The 21,772-nt window shown below is 61.4% G+C and carries 16 protein-coding genes; all 16 read left to right on the plus strand.

Annotated elements, in window-relative coordinates:
* Positions 1 to 143: 143 nt before the first annotated feature.
* Entirely contained in the window at positions 144 to 1,016 is an 873-nt protein-coding gene (locus tag VGR99_RS36245; protein ID WP_326904748.1) for a thioesterase domain-containing protein, read from the plus strand.
* Between the two features lie 2 nt (positions 1,017 to 1,018).
* Entirely contained in the window at positions 1,019 to 2,059 is a 1,041-nt protein-coding gene (gene nadE / locus VGR99_RS36250) for an NAD(+) synthase (protein WP_326904954.1), read from the plus strand.
* On the plus strand, positions 2,029 to 4,056 hold the full coding sequence (asnB, locus tag VGR99_RS36255; protein WP_326904749.1) for an asparagine synthase (glutamine-hydrolyzing): 2,028 nt from the start codon (positions 2,029 to 2,031) through the stop codon (positions 4,054 to 4,056). Before nadE ends, asnB (VGR99_RS36255) begins: the two co-directional genes overlap by 31 nt.
* A complete protein-coding gene (locus VGR99_RS36260; protein WP_326904750.1) occupies positions 4,056 to 5,633 on the plus strand; it encodes a class I adenylate-forming enzyme family protein in 1,578 nt (525 codons plus the stop codon). Before asnB (VGR99_RS36255) ends, VGR99_RS36260 begins: the two co-directional genes overlap by 1 nt.
* Before the next feature lie 31 nt (positions 5,634 to 5,664).
* Positions 5,665 to 5,943: an acyl carrier protein gene (locus VGR99_RS36265; protein ID WP_326904751.1), complete on the plus strand. Its 279-nt coding sequence runs from the start codon at positions 5,665 to 5,667 to the stop codon at positions 5,941 to 5,943.
* A 333-nt stretch (positions 5,944 to 6,276) separates the two neighbouring features.
* Entirely contained in the window at positions 6,277 to 6,993 is a 717-nt protein-coding gene (locus VGR99_RS36270; protein ID WP_326904752.1) for a nucleotidyltransferase family protein, read from the plus strand.
* A 46-nt stretch (positions 6,994 to 7,039) separates the two neighbouring features.
* The gene (locus tag VGR99_RS36275) at positions 7,040 to 8,179 is read left to right on the plus strand and encodes a DegT/DnrJ/EryC1/StrS family aminotransferase (protein ID WP_326904753.1); all 1,140 of its coding nucleotides are present in this window, start codon (positions 7,040 to 7,042) and stop codon (positions 8,177 to 8,179) included.
* Positions 8,176 to 8,931 carry a sugar transferase gene (locus VGR99_RS36280; RefSeq protein WP_326904754.1) on the plus strand — a complete coding sequence of 252 codons (756 nt, stop codon included), beginning with the start codon at positions 8,176 to 8,178 and terminating at the stop codon, positions 8,929 to 8,931. The genes VGR99_RS36275 and VGR99_RS36280 overlap by 4 nt, the downstream gene beginning before the upstream one ends.
* Positions 8,921 to 9,961 carry an NAD(P)-dependent oxidoreductase gene (locus VGR99_RS36285; protein WP_326904755.1) on the plus strand — a complete coding sequence of 347 codons (1,041 nt, stop codon included), beginning with the start codon at positions 8,921 to 8,923 and terminating at the stop codon, positions 9,959 to 9,961. The genes VGR99_RS36280 and VGR99_RS36285 overlap by 11 nt, the downstream gene beginning before the upstream one ends.
* Positions 9,962 to 10,020: 59 nt before the next feature.
* Positions 10,021 to 11,292, plus strand: a complete 1,272-nt coding sequence (locus VGR99_RS36290; RefSeq protein WP_326904756.1) for a polysaccharide biosynthesis/export family protein — start codon at positions 10,021 to 10,023, stop codon at positions 11,290 to 11,292.
* Positions 11,293 to 11,538: 246 nt separating this feature from the next.
* The gene (locus tag VGR99_RS36295; RefSeq protein WP_326904757.1) at positions 11,539 to 12,195 is read left to right on the plus strand and encodes a helix-turn-helix transcriptional regulator; all 657 of its coding nucleotides are present in this window, start codon (positions 11,539 to 11,541) and stop codon (positions 12,193 to 12,195) included.
* A gap of 278 nt (positions 12,196 to 12,473) precedes the next feature.
* A complete protein-coding gene (locus tag VGR99_RS36300) occupies positions 12,474 to 13,661 on the plus strand; it encodes a glycosyltransferase (protein ID WP_326904758.1) in 1,188 nt (395 codons plus the stop codon).
* Positions 13,658 to 14,914, plus strand: coding sequence for an O-antigen ligase family protein (locus tag VGR99_RS36305; protein ID WP_326904759.1), 1,257 nt, complete (start codon positions 13,658 to 13,660; stop codon positions 14,912 to 14,914). The genes VGR99_RS36300 and VGR99_RS36305 overlap by 4 nt, the downstream gene beginning before the upstream one ends.
* 3 nt (positions 14,915 to 14,917) lie before the next feature.
* On the plus strand, positions 14,918 to 16,906 hold the full coding sequence (gene asnB / locus VGR99_RS36310) for an asparagine synthase (glutamine-hydrolyzing) (protein ID WP_326904760.1): 1,989 nt from the start codon (positions 14,918 to 14,920) through the stop codon (positions 16,904 to 16,906).
* Between the two features lie 11 nt (positions 16,907 to 16,917).
* A complete protein-coding gene (locus tag VGR99_RS36315) occupies positions 16,918 to 18,786 on the plus strand; it encodes a hypothetical protein (RefSeq protein ID WP_326904761.1) in 1,869 nt (622 codons plus the stop codon).
* A 176-nt stretch (positions 18,787 to 18,962) separates the two neighbouring features.
* Positions 18,963 to 21,695: a non-ribosomal peptide synthetase gene (locus tag VGR99_RS36320; protein WP_326904762.1), complete on the plus strand. Its 2,733-nt coding sequence runs from the start codon at positions 18,963 to 18,965 to the stop codon at positions 21,693 to 21,695.
* Positions 21,696 to 21,772: the final 77 nt, after the last annotated feature.

Here is a 21,772-nt window from a genome sequence, read left to right on the forward strand (position 1 = left end):
ACGACAATGGACGACGGATGTACTCGGACCAGAGCAAACAATTCACAAGGTGCGACGATATGCATCATGCATATGAACGATGAGAGGATTCCGTCCGTCTCCATACTGCAACTTTTGAAACCCTGTCGGTCGGTTGTATTCTGATGACACTGCGGCCATTGATTGATGCGGGGCAGACTCCGGATTCTCCGCCTTCCCGTGTCGTGGCGGCGGCGCTACCCGTGCTTTTCCTGCTGCCCGGATCACTTGGTTATGGAGCGAGCCTATCGGCTCTGGCCGCCTCGATGCGGGAAATGGCTCATATCGTTCCGATTCGATATCCAGACCTCGGCAAGATGTTGCAGGGCCAGGACAGCGTTCGCGATATGGCCGCTGCCGCGCTGGAGCAGATCAATTGCGTCCAGCCGCGCGGCCCCATCAGGCTTCTCGGCCACTCCCTCGGTGGGGCTGTCGCTTTCGAGGTCGCAACGCGACTGTTTGCCTCTGGCCGATCCGTGAAGTTCTTCGGGATTCTCGACACCAGCCTCATGGGCGAGCGCAGTTCCGCATGGGACACGTTGAGCCGGACAGTTCACCGAATCCGCAACAACCGGGTAACCGCGTCCCGGATGGCGTGCCGGGCCGTCGCCAAGGCAACCGTTGCGATCGGCCGCGAAGCCAAGCTGGCTCGACTGATTGATCAGCGCGCGAACCGCCAGTTCAATCTCACGTCTTTCAGGCTCAAGCAGGAGTTGCAGGAGGTCTTGCGCGCCAAGGCCTACTTCCGCTGGTTGGCGGAGCCGAAGTCGATGCTGCCTATTTCCGCCGTTCTGTTCCGATGCGAGCGGAAGGAGATGCCGCCAGCTCTGGGGTGGGACCGTGCGTTTGCCCAGGTCGACGTCGTCCCAAGCGCAGGCAGTCACGTTGACCTCGTCGTGCCACCTTACCTCGCAATGAATTTGCACCTCGTACAGAACGCGCTGACGCGAACCTACTCCCTGGCCGAGTTCTCCAATACAGACGGATTGTTCACGTGACCATGCAGGCAGCTCCCGAACGGACCGAACGACAGTTCAGTGAGGACGTCCTGACCCTGGACGCGCCACTGGAAGTGGCGCGCATTGTCGCGTTCTTGCGCGACCGGGTTCTTGGCGCGCTTGGCCGACGCGGCGCCGTTGTCGGACTTTCAGGCGGCATCGACAGCTCCGTCGTCGCGGCGCTGTGTGTGCGCGCATTTGGAAGTACGAAAGTGCTCGGGCTGCTCATGCCCGAGCGCGATTCGTCCTCGGATTCACTGAGGCTCGGCCAGGCCGTTGCTGCGCAGCTGCGCCTGACGACGGTTGTCGAAGACATCGCGCCGGCTCTCGAAGCATTGGGTGCATACCGCCGGCAGCGGGAGGCAATCCAGGCGGTCGTACCCGAATACGACAACGATTGGAAATGCAAGTTGGTTCTCGGCTCGGTTCTGGAGCGCGATGGCATCAACATCACGCGCCTGACCGTACAGGACCCGACCGGCGAAACTTCCAGCGTGCGTCTCCCCCCCGAGGTCTACCTGCAGATCGTCGCCGCGACCAACTACAAGCAACGTGTCCGCAAGATGACCGAGTACTACCACGCGGACCGCCTGAAATACGCGGTCATCGGCACGCCAAATCGGCTGGAGCACGATCAGGGCTTCTTCGTCAAGCAGGGCGACGGCGATGCGGACGTGATGCCGATCGCGCACCTCTACAAGAGCCAGGTCTATCAACTGGCCGAATACCTCGGCGTCGACGAGGAGATCAGGCGACGACCGCCGACATCCGACACGTTCTCGATGCCGCAGAGCCAAGAGGAATTCTACTTCGCCGCTCCCTATCGCTTGACCGACGTCTGCCTGTACGCGGTCAATCACGGTGTTTCCGCCGATGACGTGGCCGAGGCGGTCGGCCTGCCGGCACGGCAGGTACAGAAGGTATTCAACGATATCACTTCGAAGCGTCGAGCGACACGCTATCTCCACACGCCGCCCCTGCTTGTTGACGTGGCGATCGAGGACTTGACGGCATGTGCGGTATCGCAGGCATCGTTGCGCTGAACGCAAACGCTCCGGGTCCTTCGCGGAACGCGCTGTTGCGCATGGTCGGCGCGCTTGCACATCGCGGGCCCGAAGAGCAGGGCCTGTACCGGGACCAACGCGCGGGCTTGGCGCATGCCCGCCTCTCGATCATCGACATAGCGGGCGGACAACAACCACTCGCTGATCCCGACGGGCCCTCCTGGATCGTGTTCAATGGCGAGATCTTCAACTACGTCGAGTTGCGCGAGCAGTTGATCCGGCTCGGCCATCGCTTCCGTACCCGGAGCGACACCGAGGTCGTCATTCAGGCCTATCGCGCCTGGGGCGAGGCAGCCTTCGAGCGGATGAACGGGCAATGGGCCGTCGGAATATGGGACGCCTCCGCCCGCCGCCTCGTCCTGTCGCGTGACCGGACCGGAATCTGCCCGCTCTACGTTTGCAGCCATCAAGGTCAGCTCTACTTCGCCAGTGAAATCAAGGCGATCTTCGCAGCAAATCCGGCAATTCCGCGGGCGATAGATCCGGCCGGCATCGACCAGACCTTTACGTTCTGGAGTACCGTGCCGCCGCAAACCGTGTTTCAGGGGATCACGGAAATTGAGCCGGGACACGTCCGCAGTTACATCCGCGGCGAGGTCAGGGATCGTGCATTCTGGGCTCCACGCTATCCGCCTCGCTCCGATCGGCATTTGATTTCATCCAGCGCCTGCAATGACGATGTGATCGATGCCGTGCGTGCCGCACTTGAAAGGGCTACTGCGCTTCGCGTGGTCCGCTCCGACGTCCCCGTGGGAAGCTATCTCTCCGGCGGGCTCGACAGCTCGCTTGTTGCGGCATTCGGGAGCCGATGCGCAGGCCGGCGGTTCCAGACGTTTTCCGTACGCTTCGCCGACGCCGAGTATGACGAGACGCCCTATCAGCGCCTCATGGCCCGCACGATCGCGAGCGAGCATCACGAACTCATGGTCACGCGGCAGGACATCGCCGAGGCATTTTCCAAGGTGATCTACCACACCGAGCGCCCCATCCTGAGGACCGCTCCCGTGCCACTGTTTCTGCTCTCGAAATTCGTACGGGAACGCGGCATCAAGGTTGTCCTGACCGGCGAGGGCGCCGACGAAATGTTCGCCGGCTATGATTTGTTTCGCGAAGGCAAGATCCGTCGCTTCTGGGGCCGCAACCCGGCCTCAATGCGGCGAGCCGCTCTCCTGAAACGACTCTACCCCTACATCTCCCGATCACCCGTCCATATGCAGGCCATCTCGCTCAAGTTCTTCGGCCACGGCATCTCTGACGTTGATATGCCCGGCTTTGCTCACCAACCGCGTTGGCGCAGCACGAGCACCATCAAGCGCCTGCTCTCGAGCGACATGCGTGATGCGTGTTCGCGGCGGGACCCCGTGTCCGAATTGCTCGACGAGCTGCCGGCGGATTTTTCCCGCTGGACACCGCTTGCACAAGATCAATATCTCGAGAGCAAGACCCTTCTGGCCGGCTATCTGCTCTCCTCGCAGGGAGACAGGATGCTGATGGCGCACTCAGTCGAGGGGCGCTTTCCATTTCTTGACAATGACGTCGTCGAGCTCGCGAACTCGCTTCCCGACGCCTGCAAGCTTCGTATCCTCGACGAGAAGCATGTCTTGAAGCGTGTAACGCAGTCGCAGGTTCCCCACGAGATCCTCAAACGCAAGAAGCAACCCTACCGCACCCCCAATGCACTCTGCTTCGCCGGCAAAGACAGCCCTTCATACGTGGACGAAGTGCTCTCAGATACAAGCATTCGCGCCGCGAACATCTTCGATCCGACGGCCATTGAGCGGTTACGCAGCAAGTGCCGAGCGCACGCGCAAACCGGCGATGGCGACCTGTCGAATTTCGATAACATGGCGCTGGTCGGCGTCTTGTCCAGTCAGCTGCTGTTCCAGCAATTCGTCGCAGACCGCCCGGAGGGACGTCACCGCCTCCGGCTCAGCGTGGACGTCGACCGCCAAGAGCTATCGGGAGCTTATGCCTGATGAACGATCCTGTACCGCTGCTGCACGATTACCTGATCCATTCAGCGCGGTGCAAAGGCGCGAAGACTGCACTCGTGTGCGACGGCCACCGGGTCACCTACAACCAGCTCGAGGCGTGGTCGAATGCGGTCGCACATCACCTGGTCGCGGCCGGCATCGAGCGCGGCGACCGCGTGATGATCTTCGCCGACAACACGGTCGAGGCGGCCGTCAGCTTCTGGGCCGTGCTCAAGGCCAATGCCGTCGCATGCATCATCAATCCGCTCACCAAGAGCGACAAGCTCGGCTATCTCCTGGACGACTGCCAGCCGACCGCGCTGATCACACAGTCGCGCCTCTACGTAACGTTCTGCGAGCCTGCACGACGCTGCCCGTCCTTGCGCCGTGTCATCATCTCCGGCGCTATCGGCGACGCCGACTTGAACGCATTGCCTCATGCCGTGCGATGGAGTGCGGCAACAGCCACCGAGCACAACACGGCACCCGCACGGCGCTGCATCGATATCGATCTCGCCGCCATCGTCTACACTTCCGGCTCGACCGGCGAGCCGAAGGGCGTCATGTTGACGCATCGGAACATGATGGTCGCTTGTACGTCGGTCGCGTCGTATCTGGATGTGCGCGACGACGACATCATCCTCAACGCCCTGCCACTCGCGTTCGACTACGGCCTGTATCAGATGATCATGGCCGTCCGCGCCGGCGCCCGTCTGGTTCTCGAACGCTCGTTTGCCTTCCCCGCCGAAGTGCTCCGGCATGCCGCCGAAGAGAGGATTACGGGTTTCCCGGGCGTCCCGACCATGTTCTCGACCCTTCTGCAGCTCGAATCGCTGAAGAGTTACGATCTATCCAGCATTCGCTACGTGACGAACACCGGCGCCGCATTGCCGGTTCGGCACCTGTTCCAGCTCAGGGACAGATTCCCCGGCGCACGCATCTACTCCATGTACGGCCTCACCGAATGCAAACGCTGCACTTACCTGCCGCCGGAGGATCTCGATCGGAAGCCCGAGAGTGTCGGAATTGCCATCCCGAACACCGAAATGTGGATCGTCGACGAGCGTGATCAACGGGTCGGCGCCGGCGTCGTCGGACAACTCGTGATCCGCGGCGCGACGGTCATGAGGGGCTATTGGCGAAAGCCCGAAGCTACTGCGCGGAAACTCAAGCCCGGACCGTTACCGGGCGAGCAGGTGCTGTACACGGGCGACTACTGCCGGATGGACGCCGACGGATATCTGTACTTCGTCAGCCGAAGCGACGAGGTCATCAAGTCCCGCGGCGAGAAGGTTGCGCCCAAGGAGGTGGAGAGCGCGTTGCTGGACATTCCCGGCATCAGGGAGGCCGCGGTCATTGGCGTCCCTGACGAGCTGCTGGGCCACGCGCTCAAGGCCTACGTGGTGGTCGACCAGGGCTGCCCCATCGGCCCAAAGCAGATTCAGCGAGAGTGTCAGAAGCGCCTCGAGAGCTTCATGGTGCCAAAGCATGTCGTCATCGTGCCGGAGCTGGCGCGCACCGACACCGGCAAGATCAACAAACGAGAACTCATCGCCGCATCGCTCTTGAGCGACCAATGAACCCAGTGCTTTTGTATGGAGCCCGAATGCAATGACACTCGCCTTGGCACCCGACCGCTGCAAGGAACAGATCCGCGCTTTCCTGACATCGAATTTCTACATCAGCGACGTCAAGACGTTGGAGGACGACACCTCCCTTCTCGACCAGGGCATCATCGACTCAACCGGAGTGCTCGAGGTGGTCGGGTTCATCGAGACGACCTTCGGCATCGTCGTCGACGACAGCGAGATATTGCCAGAGAACCTCGATTCCATTCGAGGCATGGCGCATTACATCGCCAGCAAGGTTCATGCGGCCGCCGATACCTGACCGGCCAGCGACCTCCGCAGGCATAGCGAGCGAGCTCTCGGGAGCTCGGATATCGGCGCGCCGCCCGAAATTGGCTTGGCCGCCCAGGGCTACCCTTTTGCTTTCACGCATGATCCTTTCCGCGCTGGCCTCGTCGCCAAGATCACGCCCGTGTCTTTCGAAAGGTATACGTCTCCGCTGCGCGGCGGCATGGTCCAACTGACGGAATGCGCTTCCGTCAATCGCGATGCTCTCATGCAAACGCACGAAGACGCAGGTTCGGTTTTGCTCCTAATTTTACTCCAGCGCGACGATACCCGTTTTTAAAATTTTTTTGAGTACAAGGAGGTAAAGATGAAGGCGGTAGTTCAATGCGGCGGCAAAGGAACTAGGCTTCGCCCACACACGTCCATTTTGCCGAAACCTCTCATGCCGATCGGTGCGCGTCCCGTGCTTGAGCTCGTTCTCAAGTGGCTGAGACGAAACGGGATCCGCGAAGTTTTCGTCACGACCGGCTATCTCGGCCACCTGATCCGCAGCGTCTGCGGTGACGGCAGCCAGTGGAATATGCAGATCACCTACACGCAGGAAGTCGAGCCCCTCGGCACGATCGGCCCGTTGTCCCTGCTGCGCGAACAGCTCAATGAGCCGTTCCTGGTCCTCAACGGCGACGTGTTGACTGACCTGAACCTGAACCAGCTCATCCACAATCACCGAAAATCAGACGCCAGCATCACCATCGGCACTTCCGTTCGCAGCACGAAGATGGACTTCGGCGTGATCGACGAAACGGACGGCAAGGTGACCGGATTCCGCGAGAAGCCGGAGCTGACCAACCTCGTTAGCATGGGAATCTACTGCATCAACCCCGTTGTCCTCGAACGTATTCCGTCGGGCGTTCCGTTCGGCTTCGACGATCTGATGTTCCAGATGCTCGAGGACGACGTCCGCGTCAACGTCTTCAAGCACACCGGCCTGTGGCTCGACATCGGCCGCGTCGACGACTTCCTCAAGGCCCAGGACATTGCCTGGGACGAGCAGTCGCCTGCGTTCGCAACTGCGGCTGCGTGACGCAGCGCCGTCTTCTGCACAAAAGAATGAACGGGAAGAGGAAGCCATGCTGTTGGTATCAGAGCCGACATTAGGAAGCGATGAGAAGGAAGCCCTTGCCGCCGCAATCGAGAGCGGATGGATCACCATGGGCGACCGGGTGCGGGAGTTCGAGCAAACGTTCGCCAGCATGCATGGCGCCGATGAAGCGATTGCCGTCGGCTCGTGCACGGCGGCACTTCACCTGATCCTGCATGCGCTCGGGATCGGCCCCGGCGACGAAGTGCTCGTTCCATCTCTCACGTTCGTCGCCACTGCCAATGCCGTGCTCTACGTCGGAGCACGGCCGGTATTTGTCGACGTCGAGTCCGGGGCGGTTCCCCTGATGTCGGTGGCAGACGCGAGGCGCAAATGCACTTCGAGGACGAAAGCCGTGATCCTCATGCACTTTGCCGGCTACCTCGCCGATCGGGACGAGTGGCAAACCTTCGCTCGCAGCAAGGGCCTGCTCTTGATCGAGGACGCCGCACATGCGCCCGGCGTCAAGGGCGTCGGCACGTACGGCGACGCAGCCGCATTTTCCTTTTACGGCAACAAGAACATGACGACGGCTGAAGGCGGCGCAATCATAACGCGTCACCGGATCCTGAACGACATGATCAAGCGTGCCAGATCGCATGGCATGAGCAGCAACACGCGCCAGCGTCTGGTCAGCCGCAGCCCCGAATACGACGTGACGCTCCTGGGATTCAACTATCGCATGGACGAATTGCGCGCCGCGGTCGGCCTGGTGCAGCTCAAAAAGCTGCTTGGTTGGAACGACACGAGGCGCCGTCTGTCGCTTCACTATCGGCGGCGCCTTGCCGAGCGTTGTCCGTCGGTCCTGGTGCCGTTCAAGGGGTCATGGGTATCGGCTCACCATCTGCTCCCGGTCGTGCTCCCCGCCGCAAGCGCGCGGCAGCCGCTGATCGAGCACCTCAGCAAACGCGGCGTTCAGACGACGATCCATTATCCTCCTGTTCATCGATTGACGTTCTACCAGGATCTTTATCCAGGCATCAGCCTGCCCAACACCGAGGATTTTTGCGGACGCGAGCTCACCTTGCCGCTCCATCCCGCCATGACCCCCGCCGATGTCGATCACGTGGCGGACAGCCTCGCAGAGGGACTTCAGGCAAGCTATCCCGCGGAGGTCGTCCAAGCATGAGTGAAACCGTAAATGCGGGATGCGCACAGGCGGCAGCTCCGGCCGTGCGCTTGCGACGCCTCGTCGATGTCTTCGGTGCCGCAGCCGCGATCACTGTCATGCTGCCGGTCCTTCTGCTCATTGCGCTCGCAATCTGGATCGAAGGCGGGCGACCAATCTTCTATTCGCAATTTCGCCTCGGACTGAACGGGACGCCGTTCCGCATGTACAAGTTCCGGAAGTTCAGAGCCGATTGCGATGATCGCGGAAGTCCGCTCACGATGGTGAACGACGACCGCATGACAACGATCGGCGAAGTGCTGGCGGCATTCAAGCTGGACGAACTGCCGCAGCTCTGGAACGTCCTGCGTGGCGACATGTCATTCGTCGGTCCGCGGCCCGAGTCGCTCGCATTTGCCGATTGCTTCAGAAACGGATTTGAAAAGATTCTCGAGCACCGGCCAGGCCTTATCGGGCCGTGCCAGATTCTGTTCCGGCACGAAAATACGCTATTCCCGCAGGGCGGCAATGCGGCGGATTTCTATCGCGAGGTCCTGTTTCCCGCCAAGGCGAAGATCGACCTGGCATACTACCCCAATCGAACCGTCGGGTCGGATCTCAAGTGGGTCCTTCATACCGCCTGGATCATTGTCGGGGAGCCGCTTCTCCGCCTCGCGCGAAAACCCCGGCACAACAACCAGAGTGGCATGGCGCCAGGATCTTTCGGTACGAACCTTATTTCAAAAGCAGACGGGTGCTCAAATGGCGATTGATAGGCGAACTGTGCTGCTCGTTGGTGGCGCTGGCTACGTGGGCTCGGTGATCACCGACCATCTCCTTCGGAATGGTTGGCACGTTCGGTGCCTCGATCAGCTCATCTACCGAAACGAGAGTTGTGTCTGGCCTTATCTGAGCTATCCGCACTACGAATTCATGCACGGTGACATTCGCGATCCGCATATCACTTCCCGGGCGTTGAAGAACGTGGACGCTGTCGTCGTCCTGGCCGGCCTCGTTGGCGACCCGATCACGAGCAAGTATCCCGACGAAAGTCATGCCATCAATCGAAACGGGGTCGGGTCCTTCGTCGACGCCATCCAGCGTCACCCGGTCGACCGGCTCATCTTCGTCTCCACCTGCTCGAACTATGGACTGGTGGAGGAAGACAAGGCCGTCGATGAGAACTACCCTCTTGCGCCACTTTCTCTTTACGCCAAGCACAAGGTGGAGATGGAGCAGAAGATCCTGGGTCTCAAGGGAAAGGTCGGATTTCATCCGACGATCCTCCGCTTCGCGACCGCCTTTGGTCTTTCCTCGCGGATGCGCTTCGATCTCACGGTGAACGAGTTCGCGCGGGAGCTTCATCTGGGGAAGGAACTGCTGGTGTTCGATCCCAACACCTGGCGTCCATACTGCCATGTTCGCGATTTTGCTCGCGCAATCGAGGAAGTGCTCCGCGCGCCTGCCGATGACGTCGGCTTCGAAGTCTTCAACGTCGGCTGCGAGGAAAACAACTTTACCAAGCTGATGGTCGTCGAGGAGATCTTGAAGCACCTTCCGCGATCGAAGGTGACCTATCAGGAGCGCGGCGCCGATCCCCGGAACTACCGCGTGAATTTCGACAAGATCCGCCGCGTGCTGAATTTCACCCCTGAAATCGGCGTTCAGCAAGGCATCGGCGAAATACTCGCCGCCTTGAGCCAGGGTCTGTTCGACCACGTCGAAGAGCGGAAACACTTCTTCGGAAACTACCGGATATTTCTTCCGACCGCCCACATCCCGGACCTGAAGAGGGCCGTCTAGGAAGGGCTGCAGTCAGCATCGCGCAAAGCGTCCAGGATCGTTGCAGTGGGAGTTTGTTCGTGAAATCCAAGAAGCGAGGCAAGCCCTCAGGAACGCTCCTGTTCACTCCTTTCGCGGCGCTGCTGTTTGCCGCCGCGAATGGGACATCCCTTGCCGCTCCGTACAAGCTCGGACCGGGCGATACGATCGAGATTTCGATCGGCGGCCTCCCCGATCAGCGTAACCGTACGCAGATCCAGATCGACGGCACCATCCCGCTTCCGGGAGGGGGGACCGTAGAAGTTGCGGGCTTGACCCCGGCGCAGTTGCAGAGCCGCATTGAAACGCTGCTGCAGGCCAGGATACTGCGTCAGCGACTAACTGATGGACGCGATCAGGCGTTCGTGGTCAAGCCCGGCGACGTCATGGCAAGTGTCGTGGAATATCGCCCGGTCTATGTATCCGGCGATGTACTCACGCCCGGGCAGCAGACGTATCGGGCTTCGATGACGGTGCGTCAGGCCGTGGCGGTTGCCGGCGGTTTCAGCCTGCTGCGATCGCGCGGCGTGCAACCGGGCGCCATCGACCCGGCGGATCTCGTGCGGGACTACCAGTCTCTCGCGACGGAATACACCAAGGAATACTTCCATATCGTTCGAACCGTCGCAGAGCTCGACGGCCGCGACACATTCGATGCCACGCCCCCAAACGACATTTCGCTGCCTGCGAACGTGATCGCTTCAGTCGTGCAATCCGAGAGGGACTCTCTGAAAACGTCGCAAAACGACTACCGCACGGAACAGCGCTTTCTGGAGGACGCCGTCAAGCAAACGGATGCGCAGTTCGCGACCCTGAAGAAGCAACAGGAAGGTGAAGAGAAGGGCGTACAGGCCGACGAGGAGGAACTCGAACGGGTGATGAAGGCTTTCGGCTCCGGTTTGCTGGCAAGCCCTCGCGTGAGCGAAAGCCGGCGCGCCCTTCTGCTGTCCTCAACCCGGCGCCTGCAGACGAGCGTCGAGCTCATGCGGCTCCAGCGCCAACGCGAGGACTTCCTGCGGCAAAACGAGCGCGTGACGAGCCAGCGGACCATCAATCTGCTCAGAGAGCAGAAAGACTCCAACGTTCGGTTGGCAGATCTCCGCGTCAGAATGCAAGCGCTCAGTCAAAAACTGCAACCGATCGGCGGCTCGGGCGCCATCCCCGTCAATGCGGGCGAGCTCAATCCCGACGTGATCGTCGTGCGGCGGCTCGGTCAGCAATGGGACAGGATTCCGGCGTCGGTCGACTTCGATGTCGAGCCCGGAGACGTGATCGAAGTCACGTTGCGCCCGGCCCCCAGGCTCTCGAACTGACGTTGCGAGAATAGGTACCCCCTTAAGGGTAAGCTCCACGCCCTCCCTCCGGAGTAGGCTGCCAGTACCCTGCGGGGTGTAGACCCGCCTCGTTACCCCTTCCTTGATCAGAACAGGTCGAAGCCCGAACGACGGACCGACCGCCGCCCTCTCCTGCCCCGCGGAGTACCCCCCATTCAACGTTTACCGCTCGGGGGAATTTTGGAATCTTTGTGGCACATTCACTCCATCGGCTGGGGAATAACAATGTTGAGCTTGAGCCAATCGGCGCCAAGGACCATTGCATTGCAAAATCATTCGACTGAATCGATATTCAACATTTCAACTGCTCTACCGTCCGTTCATTCTGAAGCTAGCAACAAATACGACGGTCTGCGCGGAGTGCTCGCGCGGATCGGATGCGGGCAGGTCATGCTCAGGCGCGGTCGGGTCGTCGAACTCAGTCCAGCCGGACGCGCAATTCTGGAACGTGAATCGCGTGCCAATGCGAGCAACGAAACCCTCTATGGCGCGGTGAAACAACTGGTCAGCCGCGCAGGCGCTCAGTTTCCGGCAGGCTCGACATCCTGGCTGGCGACCTCCACCAAGGAAGGGTTCACCTCCCTGATCAACCAGGTCGCGAACGCATGGTCGGACGAGACCATCGCGTTGATCCTGTTGGATCTTGACGCGCATCCGGAGCCTTCGCCGCGAACCCTGCAGCGCCTGTTCGGCTTCACCGCCGCAGAAACCCAGCTCGCCATCGAGTTGGCGCGAGGCAACAATGTGATCGACATTGCGCGTGCTCGAAAACTAAGTCGAACGACAGTACGTTCCCAGCTGGCTTCTCTGTTCGTCAAAACGCAGACACGCCGGCAGGCCGACCTGATCGCACTGCTCGGACGCCTCGCCGTCCTGCCGTAGCCGGGCGCGGCATGCGATATCGCGCTGCCTCGAACAGGGGGCATCGAAGTTACTCGTGGCGCGTGCGGAAAACACGCACGCGCTGCGTTGTCCGCGCGAAAACCCCTATCCGAGCAGGTTCGTGAAGCGCGCGTCGCTGCTGTCATTCGAACGCATGAAGACAGGGCACGGACACGTCCTAACCTGCTTCTGTGCAAGCTTTGCCGAGAGGGTTAGCGCCCTTCGCAAAGAACCGATGCCTCGGCGAAATTGCTCAAAGGTCTGAGAGAGGAACGAACATGGCGCTGCACTTGCTTTGCGTAGGAGGCGAGGATCACGCGCTGCGTATCCCGTTCCTGGCGGCGCTGCAGAACCGCGGCCTGCGCGTGAGTGCGGCCGGCACCGGTGCCGTATCCGCATTCGCGAAGAATGGCATCCCGTACCATCGATATCAGTTCGACAGATTTGGCGTCAGCCTCTCCGATCGCGCTGCCATGGGTCAACTGGCACAGGTTGTGAAGCACGCTCGTCCCGACGTGATCCAGACGTTCGACACCAAGCCAAACCTGTTTGCACCGTTGGCCCTTCGCGGTTCCGTCCCCATCGTGCGCACGATCAACGGAATGGGATGGGTGTTCTCCTCGACGGAGCTGAAAGCCCTCGCCTTTCGTCCCGTCTATCTGGCCATGCAACGCCTGGCGGCGTGCTGGACCGCAGCGACAGTATTTCAGAACAAGACGGACAAGAACTTCTTCCACCGGTACGGTCTGCTTGGAAAGAGCTCGTCTGTCGTGATCGGAGGCTCGGGGATCGATGTCGGCGCTTTCGAGGCAACACGAGCGCACATGGCCTCGCCTGCCGAGCTGCGCGCCGAACTCGGGCTGGGCGATGCCGAAATCGTCCTGACGGTAAGCCGGTTAACCGTACAAAAGGGCATCGCGACGCTGCTCGAAGCAGCGAAGATCGTTCATCAGGCACGCCCCAAGGTTCGCTTTCTGCTCGTCGGTCCGCGCGAAAGCGAGGGTCCGTTCGCGATAGATCAGGCACTGATCGAGGGGCACGCGCCCTACGTGGTTGCGACCGGTGCCAGAACGGATATTCCCGCTCTTCTGGGACTCGCCGACCTCTTCGCCTTTCCAACCGAATATCGGGAGGGTATTCCCCGCGTTCTGCTGGAAGCCGGATTGGCCGGCGTGCCGATCGTCGCCTCCCGCATGCCGGGATGCGACGACGTGGTCACCGATGACTGGAACGGCCACCTTGTGCCGCCGCGCGACCCGCGCGCGCTCGCGGCCGCGATTCTCGACCTTCTCCAGGATTCCGCGCGGGCAAAGACAATGGGGCAGCGCTCGATCGGCGTGGTGCGCCGCGAGTTTGACCTGAACTTCGTGGCGGATCGCTATGCAGAGCTTTACAGGCAGCTGCTTTCCCGAAGCCGTTCGAATGACATGCCGGCGGCAGCCTGCAGCAGCAGTGAAGTACAATGATCAGTAGTGCTCTTCTTGCGCTTGGCCTCATACTTGGGACGGCTTCGCAGCTGCGCCTCCCCGGCGTTCCCTTGGGGCTCGGTGAGGCCTGCCTCGTGCTGTGGATCGGTCTCGCATCCCTGCGTCTCCTGGCCGATTCAAGGATTTCAAACCCCAATGCGCTGCTCTGGCTCCTTGCATTCTGGGTCTGCTTCATCTTCATCCAGAGTTTCGGGGCATTCCTGGCGTTGCTGCGCCCGGAGATCATCGACCCCGAGCTCGTTGCGCACGATATCTTCGCATACCTCCTCGTGGCGGCCATCACTTGCCTGGTCGCGGCCACGTTGAAACCCGAAGGCACGCTGCGCCAAGCGCTGTGGTTCCTCATCGGATTCTGGATCATTGCCATGGTTGCGCAGCTGGCATTGGGCTGGGAATACGTCCGCATAGCGTCGGTGGATCCATGGTACTGGGACCGCTTTCGCGGATGGTCGGAGAATCCCAACCAGCTTGCGATCTACTGTGCGGTCTTGACGCCGTTATCGCTTCACATGGCTCTGACATCCAAGGGATTTGGCCGTCTCGCTGCGGTGTTCAGCTGTGTCGCCACATTCGTCGTAGGCCGGCTGACGAAGAGCGATACCTTCCTCATCTCGATGTCGCTCTCGATACCCCTGTTCGTTGGGCTGCGGTTGCGAGGCTGGCTGACGTCACCCGAGCATCGATTGAGTCTGCGTTTTGCGGCCGCAATGCTCGCCGTCGTGGCCTTTGTGCCCCTTGCTCTCTCGCTGCTCCCCTACGGGGTGGCAACGGCGAATGACGTCGAGGGACTGGCTGCCGGCATGATGAAGGATCGTGGCGGTGAGGCAACGAAAGCCACCGCCAACCTGCGGCTGAGCCTTTGGCAGGACGCCCTGCAAGCCGGACTGGAGTCCGGATCGCTTGGGCTTGGTCCCGGTCCGCACTTGGAGAAACCAACCGGCATCACGGACAAGGGCGTACCGCTTCCGGTGGAAGCTCACAGCACTATTCTGGACGTGTTCACCCAGGGCGGTCTGCCCGGGGTGATCATCATTTTCGGCCTGCTGGCAGGAACGCTTCTGCTCCTGCTGCGCGCGCGGCTTGACGCCTTGGCCGTTCTGATCTTTGCGCTCGCCATCTTCAGCATCAGTCATTTCGTCCTTCGGCATCCGACCGTGTGGTTCGCAGTCACACTGGGCCTCGTCCTGGGCTCGGCGCGGCGATCACCGGCGCATGCGCGCATTGGAAATTAGGCCATGTGTGGGATTACCGGAATACTTCAGACGCAGCAGGCTTCTCGATCCGCCGACCTGGCGGCGATCGGACCGATGACGGCTCGCCTGCGCCACCGCGGTCCCGATGCGGACGGCTTCTGGAGCGACCGGGACGCCGGAATTGCGCTCGGGCACCGCAGGCTCGCCATCGTCGATCTGTCCGATGCCGGGCGACAGCCGATGCTTTCGAGCGACGGGCGCTTCGTCATTACATTCAACGGCGAGATCTACAACTACAAGCCCCTGCGCCGGGAGCTCGAGCGCGAAGGCAAGCACTTCACCGGCAATAGCGACACGGAAGTGTTGCTGGCCCTGATCGAGAGATGGGGGCTTGAGAAGGCGCTCCAGCGCACCAACGGCATGTTCGCGATCGGCTTGTGGGACCGCCGGAACCGCATGCTGCATCTGGCCCGCGATCGAATGGGAAAGAAGCCGCTCTATGTCGCGCGGACGCCAGGTGCGATCGTGTTCGCATCCGAGCTGAAGGCCATCGCTGCATTCCCCGACTTCCACCAGGAGATCGACTCTCGCGCGGTCGCGGAGTTTCTGGCTCGCGGATGGTTGCCGGAGGATCAGTGCATATGGCGAGGCGTCTTCAAGCTTCCCCCCGCCGGCGTCCTCTCCATCCGTGCCGAGGACCTTTCGGTCATGCGGGACGTCGCCGCGCTACGGGAAAACACACGCTCGTGGTGGTCGTTGGCCGATGTCGCGCGCGCGGGTCGCGCAGCACTGGCAACCGCGGATGACCAGCAGCTCGTGTCCCAGCTTCACGGTCTGCTGGAAGCCGCAGTCGCCGACCGAATGGTTGCCGACGTACCGGTCGGGCTGTTCCTGTCGGGCGGGATAGACAGCTCGACCGTCGTAGCCCTGATGCAGGCCCAGTCGGCCCGGCCGGTGCAGACATACACGATCGGTTTCGGTGAGCGCGCCTTTGATGAGACGGCCAACGCCGCGGCCGTGGCGCGGCATCTCGGCACCAGCCATACCGAGCTGCGTCTCACCCCCGCAGAAGCCAGAGCGGTCATTCCCGAACTTCCGACCATCTGGGACGAGCCGTTTGCTGATGAATCGCAGATCCCGACGCTGCTTCTGTCCCGGCTTGCAAGACGGGAAGTCACCGTTGCCCTGTCCGGCGACGGAGGTGACGAGTGCTTCGCCGGATACTCCAGACATGTTCTGTCGGCCCGCCTGGCGCCTCTGCTGAAGTCCAACCGGCCAATACGGACGATGGCCGCAAGCGGCGTGGCGCTGCTTGGACGCGGCATGCGCGAAAGCGTCGTCGAAGCGCTTCGTCTCCCGGATTGGTTGCAGCGGATGACCCACGGCGACCGGATCAACCGCCTGGCAGACCTTATCGGCAGCAATGACGTCGACGAGATGTACCGCCGATCGACACGACTTTCCGAACTACAGTTGACGCGCGAGCAGGCGGAGGCCGATTCCGATGCGATCCCTCCGCTCAACGATCTCCTGTCCGATTTCATCGTCCGGGATATGCTTGGATACCTCCCGAGCGATATTCTCGTGAAACTCGATCGGGCCAGCATGGCGACCAGCCTGGAGGCTCGCTGCCCGATTCTCGACCATCGCGTTGTCGAGTTCAGCTGGACGCTGCCGAACTCCGCGAAGGTGCGTCACGGCCAGGGCAAATGGCTCCTCCGCCAGGTTCTCGGCCGCTACGTGCCCCCTCACCTGTTCGAGCGACCGAAACAGGGCTTCGACGTACCGATCGGCGCCTGGCTGAAGGGACCTCTTCGTTCATGGGCATCGGACCTCATTTCCGAGTCGCGTCTTCGTAACCAGCAGCTTCTGGACGTCGCGCGCGTGCAGGACTGCTGGCAGCAACATCTTAGCGGGCGCCGCGATTTCTCACGACCGCTATGGGCCATCCTGATGCTGCAGTCCTGGCTCGATTCATCAGTTGCTTCCGAAACGTCCCGAATGGCGGACGCGATGGAACCGGCGCAGTAGAGGAGCACGCGATGGACGCGTACGCAGGTAAACGAATTTTGCCGGTAACTGTCCTGTCCCAGGGACGGTCGAGCGCCGACGAGCCTCCTCCCGATGACGCCATCGCGGCCTTCAAGCACGTTCTGGAGAGCATCAGGCGATACCGGCGCTTCATCATCAAGATGATCAGCGCAGGCGCGCTGCTCGCGGTGCTGGGTAGCCTTTTCATGTCCCCGTCCTATCTCGCGACGGCCCAGCTTGTCGTGAACGCCCCAGGCGCAACCATTCCAGGAGCGCCGGGGAATGCCTCTGCGACCGGCGGCTCGGACGATCCGACCATCGACACGCACGTGACCGTCATGTCGTCCGACGCTTATCTGCGGCGGCTTGTCCCGGCAGTGAGGCTGCTCGACAACCCCGCCGGGGGCAAAGCGAGCGAGTCGCTTCTCGGCTCCTTATGGTCGAGGGTGAAGGTGCTGCTCCCGTTCCGGAAACATCAACCGAGCGATGGCGCGGCGGTGGGGGCCTTGAAGAGTCGCTTGAAGATCAGTCAGGAACGCAGGTCCAGAGTCATCAGCATCATTGTCAGCGACGCCAATCCGCAACGGGCCGCCGATCTCGCGAACCTGGTTGCACGATCCTACGCCGACGAGCTGGTCCGGCAAAAACAGGCTGTGGAGCAGCAAGCCCTGGACGCGATCGCAACACAATCGGCCATCGTGCAGAATGACCTGTCCAAGGCGAAGGAGGAATGGGACGCCAGCCATTCAGGTCAGGCCCCGTCATCACAGAGTGCCGCTGCGTTGGAGTGGAAGATCACCACCCTGGCGCAGCAATATGAAACCCTGCTGCGCAAACGGCAGGAACTGACCACGAAGGGCGTCGTCGCCGAACCGGACATCACGGTCATCGCGGATGCTACGGCATCGGACTCCCCCAGCTCGTTGAATCCGCTCCTCCTCGTTCCCCCGATCACGATTGTCTTCGCTCTCCTTGCTTGTTTCGTCGCCATCATCCTGCGTCACTTCGATCGAAGCCTGCACACGGAGGCCGAAGCTGCTGAAGCCCTGGATATCCCGTGCGTCGGGTTGATACCTTCGATCCCTCTGGAACTGAGCAGCTCGCCGCGGCGGTTCATAAAGGACTCGGCCATCTCGTATGACAGGGCCGTCCGCTCTACTGTCGTATCCCTCATGGCCGCGGATCGGGTCTCGCCACGGGCGCAGCACGTTGTCCTGGTGACGTCCAGCTTGCAGGGTGAAGGCAAGAGCGCGATCGCCTGGAGTTTCGGCTCTTGCGCGGCACAGCTCGGACAACGCGTCCTGTTCCTGGATTTCGCCCAGATACCGCGACGCGCCGGCGGCGAATCTGCCGATCTGTTCAAGCTGCTGGCGCACGACGGAGCCGCGGCCAAAGCCATCCAGCACATCCCGGAGCTCGGTATCGACTACATATCGTCGAGCCTGTCCGAGGGAAGCCGCCTGGGGCCGCTGGCGGGGCCGAAGGTCGCTTCGCTGTTCGAGCACTTCAGAAATGCCTACGATCTCGTCGTCATCAATGCGCCTTCGCTGGATGATGCGCCGGAAGTACGACTTCTCGCCTCCTGGACCGATCACGTTCTACTTTGCGTCCGCGCCGGAAGCACGAGCCGGGACGTCGTACGGAGCGCTCTGAACCGCTTCGCCCGGTCGTCGGACCTGGATAGCCATATCAAGTTCTGGTGTGTCCTCGCGCACGGCGTGCCGACCGAGGTCGCCCCGTCCGACACCACGCGATCGTCGACTTCGACTCTCATGCTCTACTTCCACCGTTTCACAACGGCGGCGGCACGGTGGATGAGCATAGAGCCGGTCATCAATGCTGCCGAGCGAGCCGAACCTGGTTTGAGGGCACGGAAATGATCAAGCTGGGTGAACGTTAATCACCCGGCCCATTAAGGCGGCAAGAAACCGATAACCAGGCGGCGACGGCGGGCCGTCTCCTGGATCCGATGCCGTGTAGTTCTCAATCACACAACCGCATCCTTCGTTTGAAGTATGCGTCCCCAAGCCGGGGTGGCATACGTTAGGGCAGGAACATGACGGGGACGGTGATGCAGCTTCAAACCCTTAGCGGTAGCCATCCGTCTGGTGGTTCAAGCGACGCTCTCGACACGCACCCGTCCTCGACCGTTCAGCAACTTCCTGAGCGCTGGCTGAGCCCCGTGGAAGTGCCTCTCGATCTGAACGGCCCGATCGATCAAGCATTCGATCCTCTTGGCGCAGGCTTTGCCGACATCTGTGCGCTCGACCACCTGATCGCGGTGAATGCGAGGTTTGGCAACAAGATCGCACTCGACGACGGCACCTATTCCTTTACGTACTCACAACTGTTGTCCAGGGTCCTGACCTTGGCTCAGGCGATCGAGGCTCTCATCCCGGAGGGCGAGGCCGTTGGATGGCTGCTGCGCGCATCGGCCTGGCAGCCAATCGTCATGCTCGCCTGCATGGCGGCCGGACGAATCCTGGTCCCGCTCAATCCACGCGATCCGGTTCAGCGGCTCATCGGCATCGCCACTGCCGCACGAATTTCCGTACTGGTCGGACGGGATCCTGGCGATTCCGCCGAGTGGGTCGAGCAAACGGGCTTGCTCTGGCTTGACGCTGCGAGTGCCAGCGAACGTTCCGCAGAACACTCCGCGATCGCGAAGGTTTCCGTCGATGCGCCCGCCGTCGTGCTCTACACCTCCGGCAGCACCGGTGCGCCAAAGGGCGTCGTGAACAGCCAACGCAACCTGCTCCAGCGCGTCCAGCAATATGTGGACGCATGTCACATAGGCGCCGCCGACGTTTTCATGCCTCTGAGCGGCCCCACGACGATCGCCGGTTGCCGAGAGATGCTGTCAGCCGTGTTGACGGGGGCGAAACTGCACATCGTCGACGTCGAGCTCCTCGGGTTGCGCGGCGTTCTTCGCCAGATCGTTACGCAACAGGTGACGATTACTTACGTTGTACCAGCCTTGGTTCGCGCACTGATCAGCGCAAGCCGGCAAGCCGACTTCGAATCGCTTCGCTTGATTCGCATCGGCGGCGAGAAGGTGCTGTGGACCGATATCGCGCTGGTTCGAAAAGCGGTGAAGCCGAGTTGCTTCATTCAGGTCAGCTATCTGTCGACGGAAACCACCGGCACCCAGTGGTTTCTGCCCAAGGACTGGCCAGAGGACGGCGCCAGCGTTCCAGTGGGCTATCTTCTTCCGGGCATCTCCTATGCCCTGGTGGACGAAAACGGAAAGAACGTCCCGTGCGGTGAAGTCGGCGAACTGGTTATCAAGAGCAAGTACGTCATGCTCGGATACTGGGAAGGCGGACGGCTTTCTCCGGCATTGCCGGCCCCGAACGGCCCAAAATGCCGCATCTACCACACCGGCGATCTCGCCGTCGTGGATAGCCATGGGCTGATGCGGATCGTTGGACGCAAAGGGCGGCAACTCAAGATCAACGGTCAGCGTGTCGAGCCGGCCGAGCTCGAGAGTGCGCTACGCAAGCTCGCTTATGTGAAAGATGCTGTGGCCGTCGTGACGGATGCGAACGAACTGGTTCTTTTTGCGTCGCCGGTCAATCCACTGAGGCCCCACTTCAAGACCGAAATTCGCGACTCGATCCGACAGGCCGTTCCTGCGGCCTTGCATCCGACCAGGCTGCACGAAGTCATGGAGATTCCCCGCCTTCCGGGAGGAAAGATCGATCAGGCCAAACTGAAACTGCTCGATCTGGAAAGCAAGACGAGCTCGCCGGCGCCTGCGCCGGCTGCGCCGAGAATGGCCGATGCCAACAAAGCCGTGCAACAGGTGTGGAGCAGCATCCTCGGCGTCCCGGAGGCTGCCGGACGCTGGGACGAGGCCGGCGGCGATTCCCTGAAGCTTCTGCGCTGCGTCATGGATCTCGAAGAGCTGATCGGCCGAGAACTCAACATGGCAGCGTTCACGGTCGATATGAGCGCTGAAGACATGATCCGGGCTGTCGCTTCGGTGGATGGACCGGCGCAGCAGCGTCCCGACCACCAGCTCCTCCCAAGTCTGGTCATACTGCCGGGCTCCATGGGGTACGGCCCGAGTATGGCAGCCTTTGGCGCTCAGCTGGGCAAGGTGGCGCGGGTCATACCTATTCGCTATCCAGACCTGAGCTGGAGCCTCGCTGGATCCGATTCAGTCCAGGAAATGGCCGCCCTCGCGGTTGAACAGATCAATGCGGCCCAGTCACTCGGCGATGTTCGCATGATCGGCTACTCCCTCGGCGGCGGCGTCGCTTTCGAGGTTGCAAGCCGATTGATTGAACAGGGGCGCGCGGTCAAATTCCTGGGCATCCTCGACACCAATGTGGGTCCTCGCAAAGCAAATCACCGCGAAGCTTTTTCCCGCACGCTGCAGCGGATTCAATCTCATCGCGTGACGATCTATCGCATGTTTTGCCGCTCCGTAGCCAAGCTTGCCGCTCGTACGGGCCAGGAGGTTCGATTCTGCAGGCTGATCGACGCCATTCATTGGTCTCGCCTGGCAAACACATCTTTCATGCTCAAGCTGGAACTGGAAGAAATCCTCCGGATGCGCGCGTTCGGACGATGGCTTTCGGATAGCAAAGCTCGTCTGCCCATCAAGGGAACGGTCTTCGCCTGCCATCGGCCGGGCGTAACGCCGCGCCTCGGATGGGACTCTCTCTTTGAAGAACTCGAGGTGATTCCGATCGCCGGCGGGCATCTCGACCTGGTGGTCGAGCCGCACCTCTCGGTCAACCGACCCGTGATCGAGCGCGCGATCACGGCGTCCTGCCCTTGATCCACGACAAGTGCGTTTGAGGTTGCGCTCGTGGCGCGACAGCAAGATACGGAACAGTTGCGCCGGCAGCCCTCGAG

This window comes from Bradyrhizobium sp., assembly GCF_035935975.1.
GTDB lineage: Bacteria > Pseudomonadota > Alphaproteobacteria > Rhizobiales > Xanthobacteraceae > Bradyrhizobium.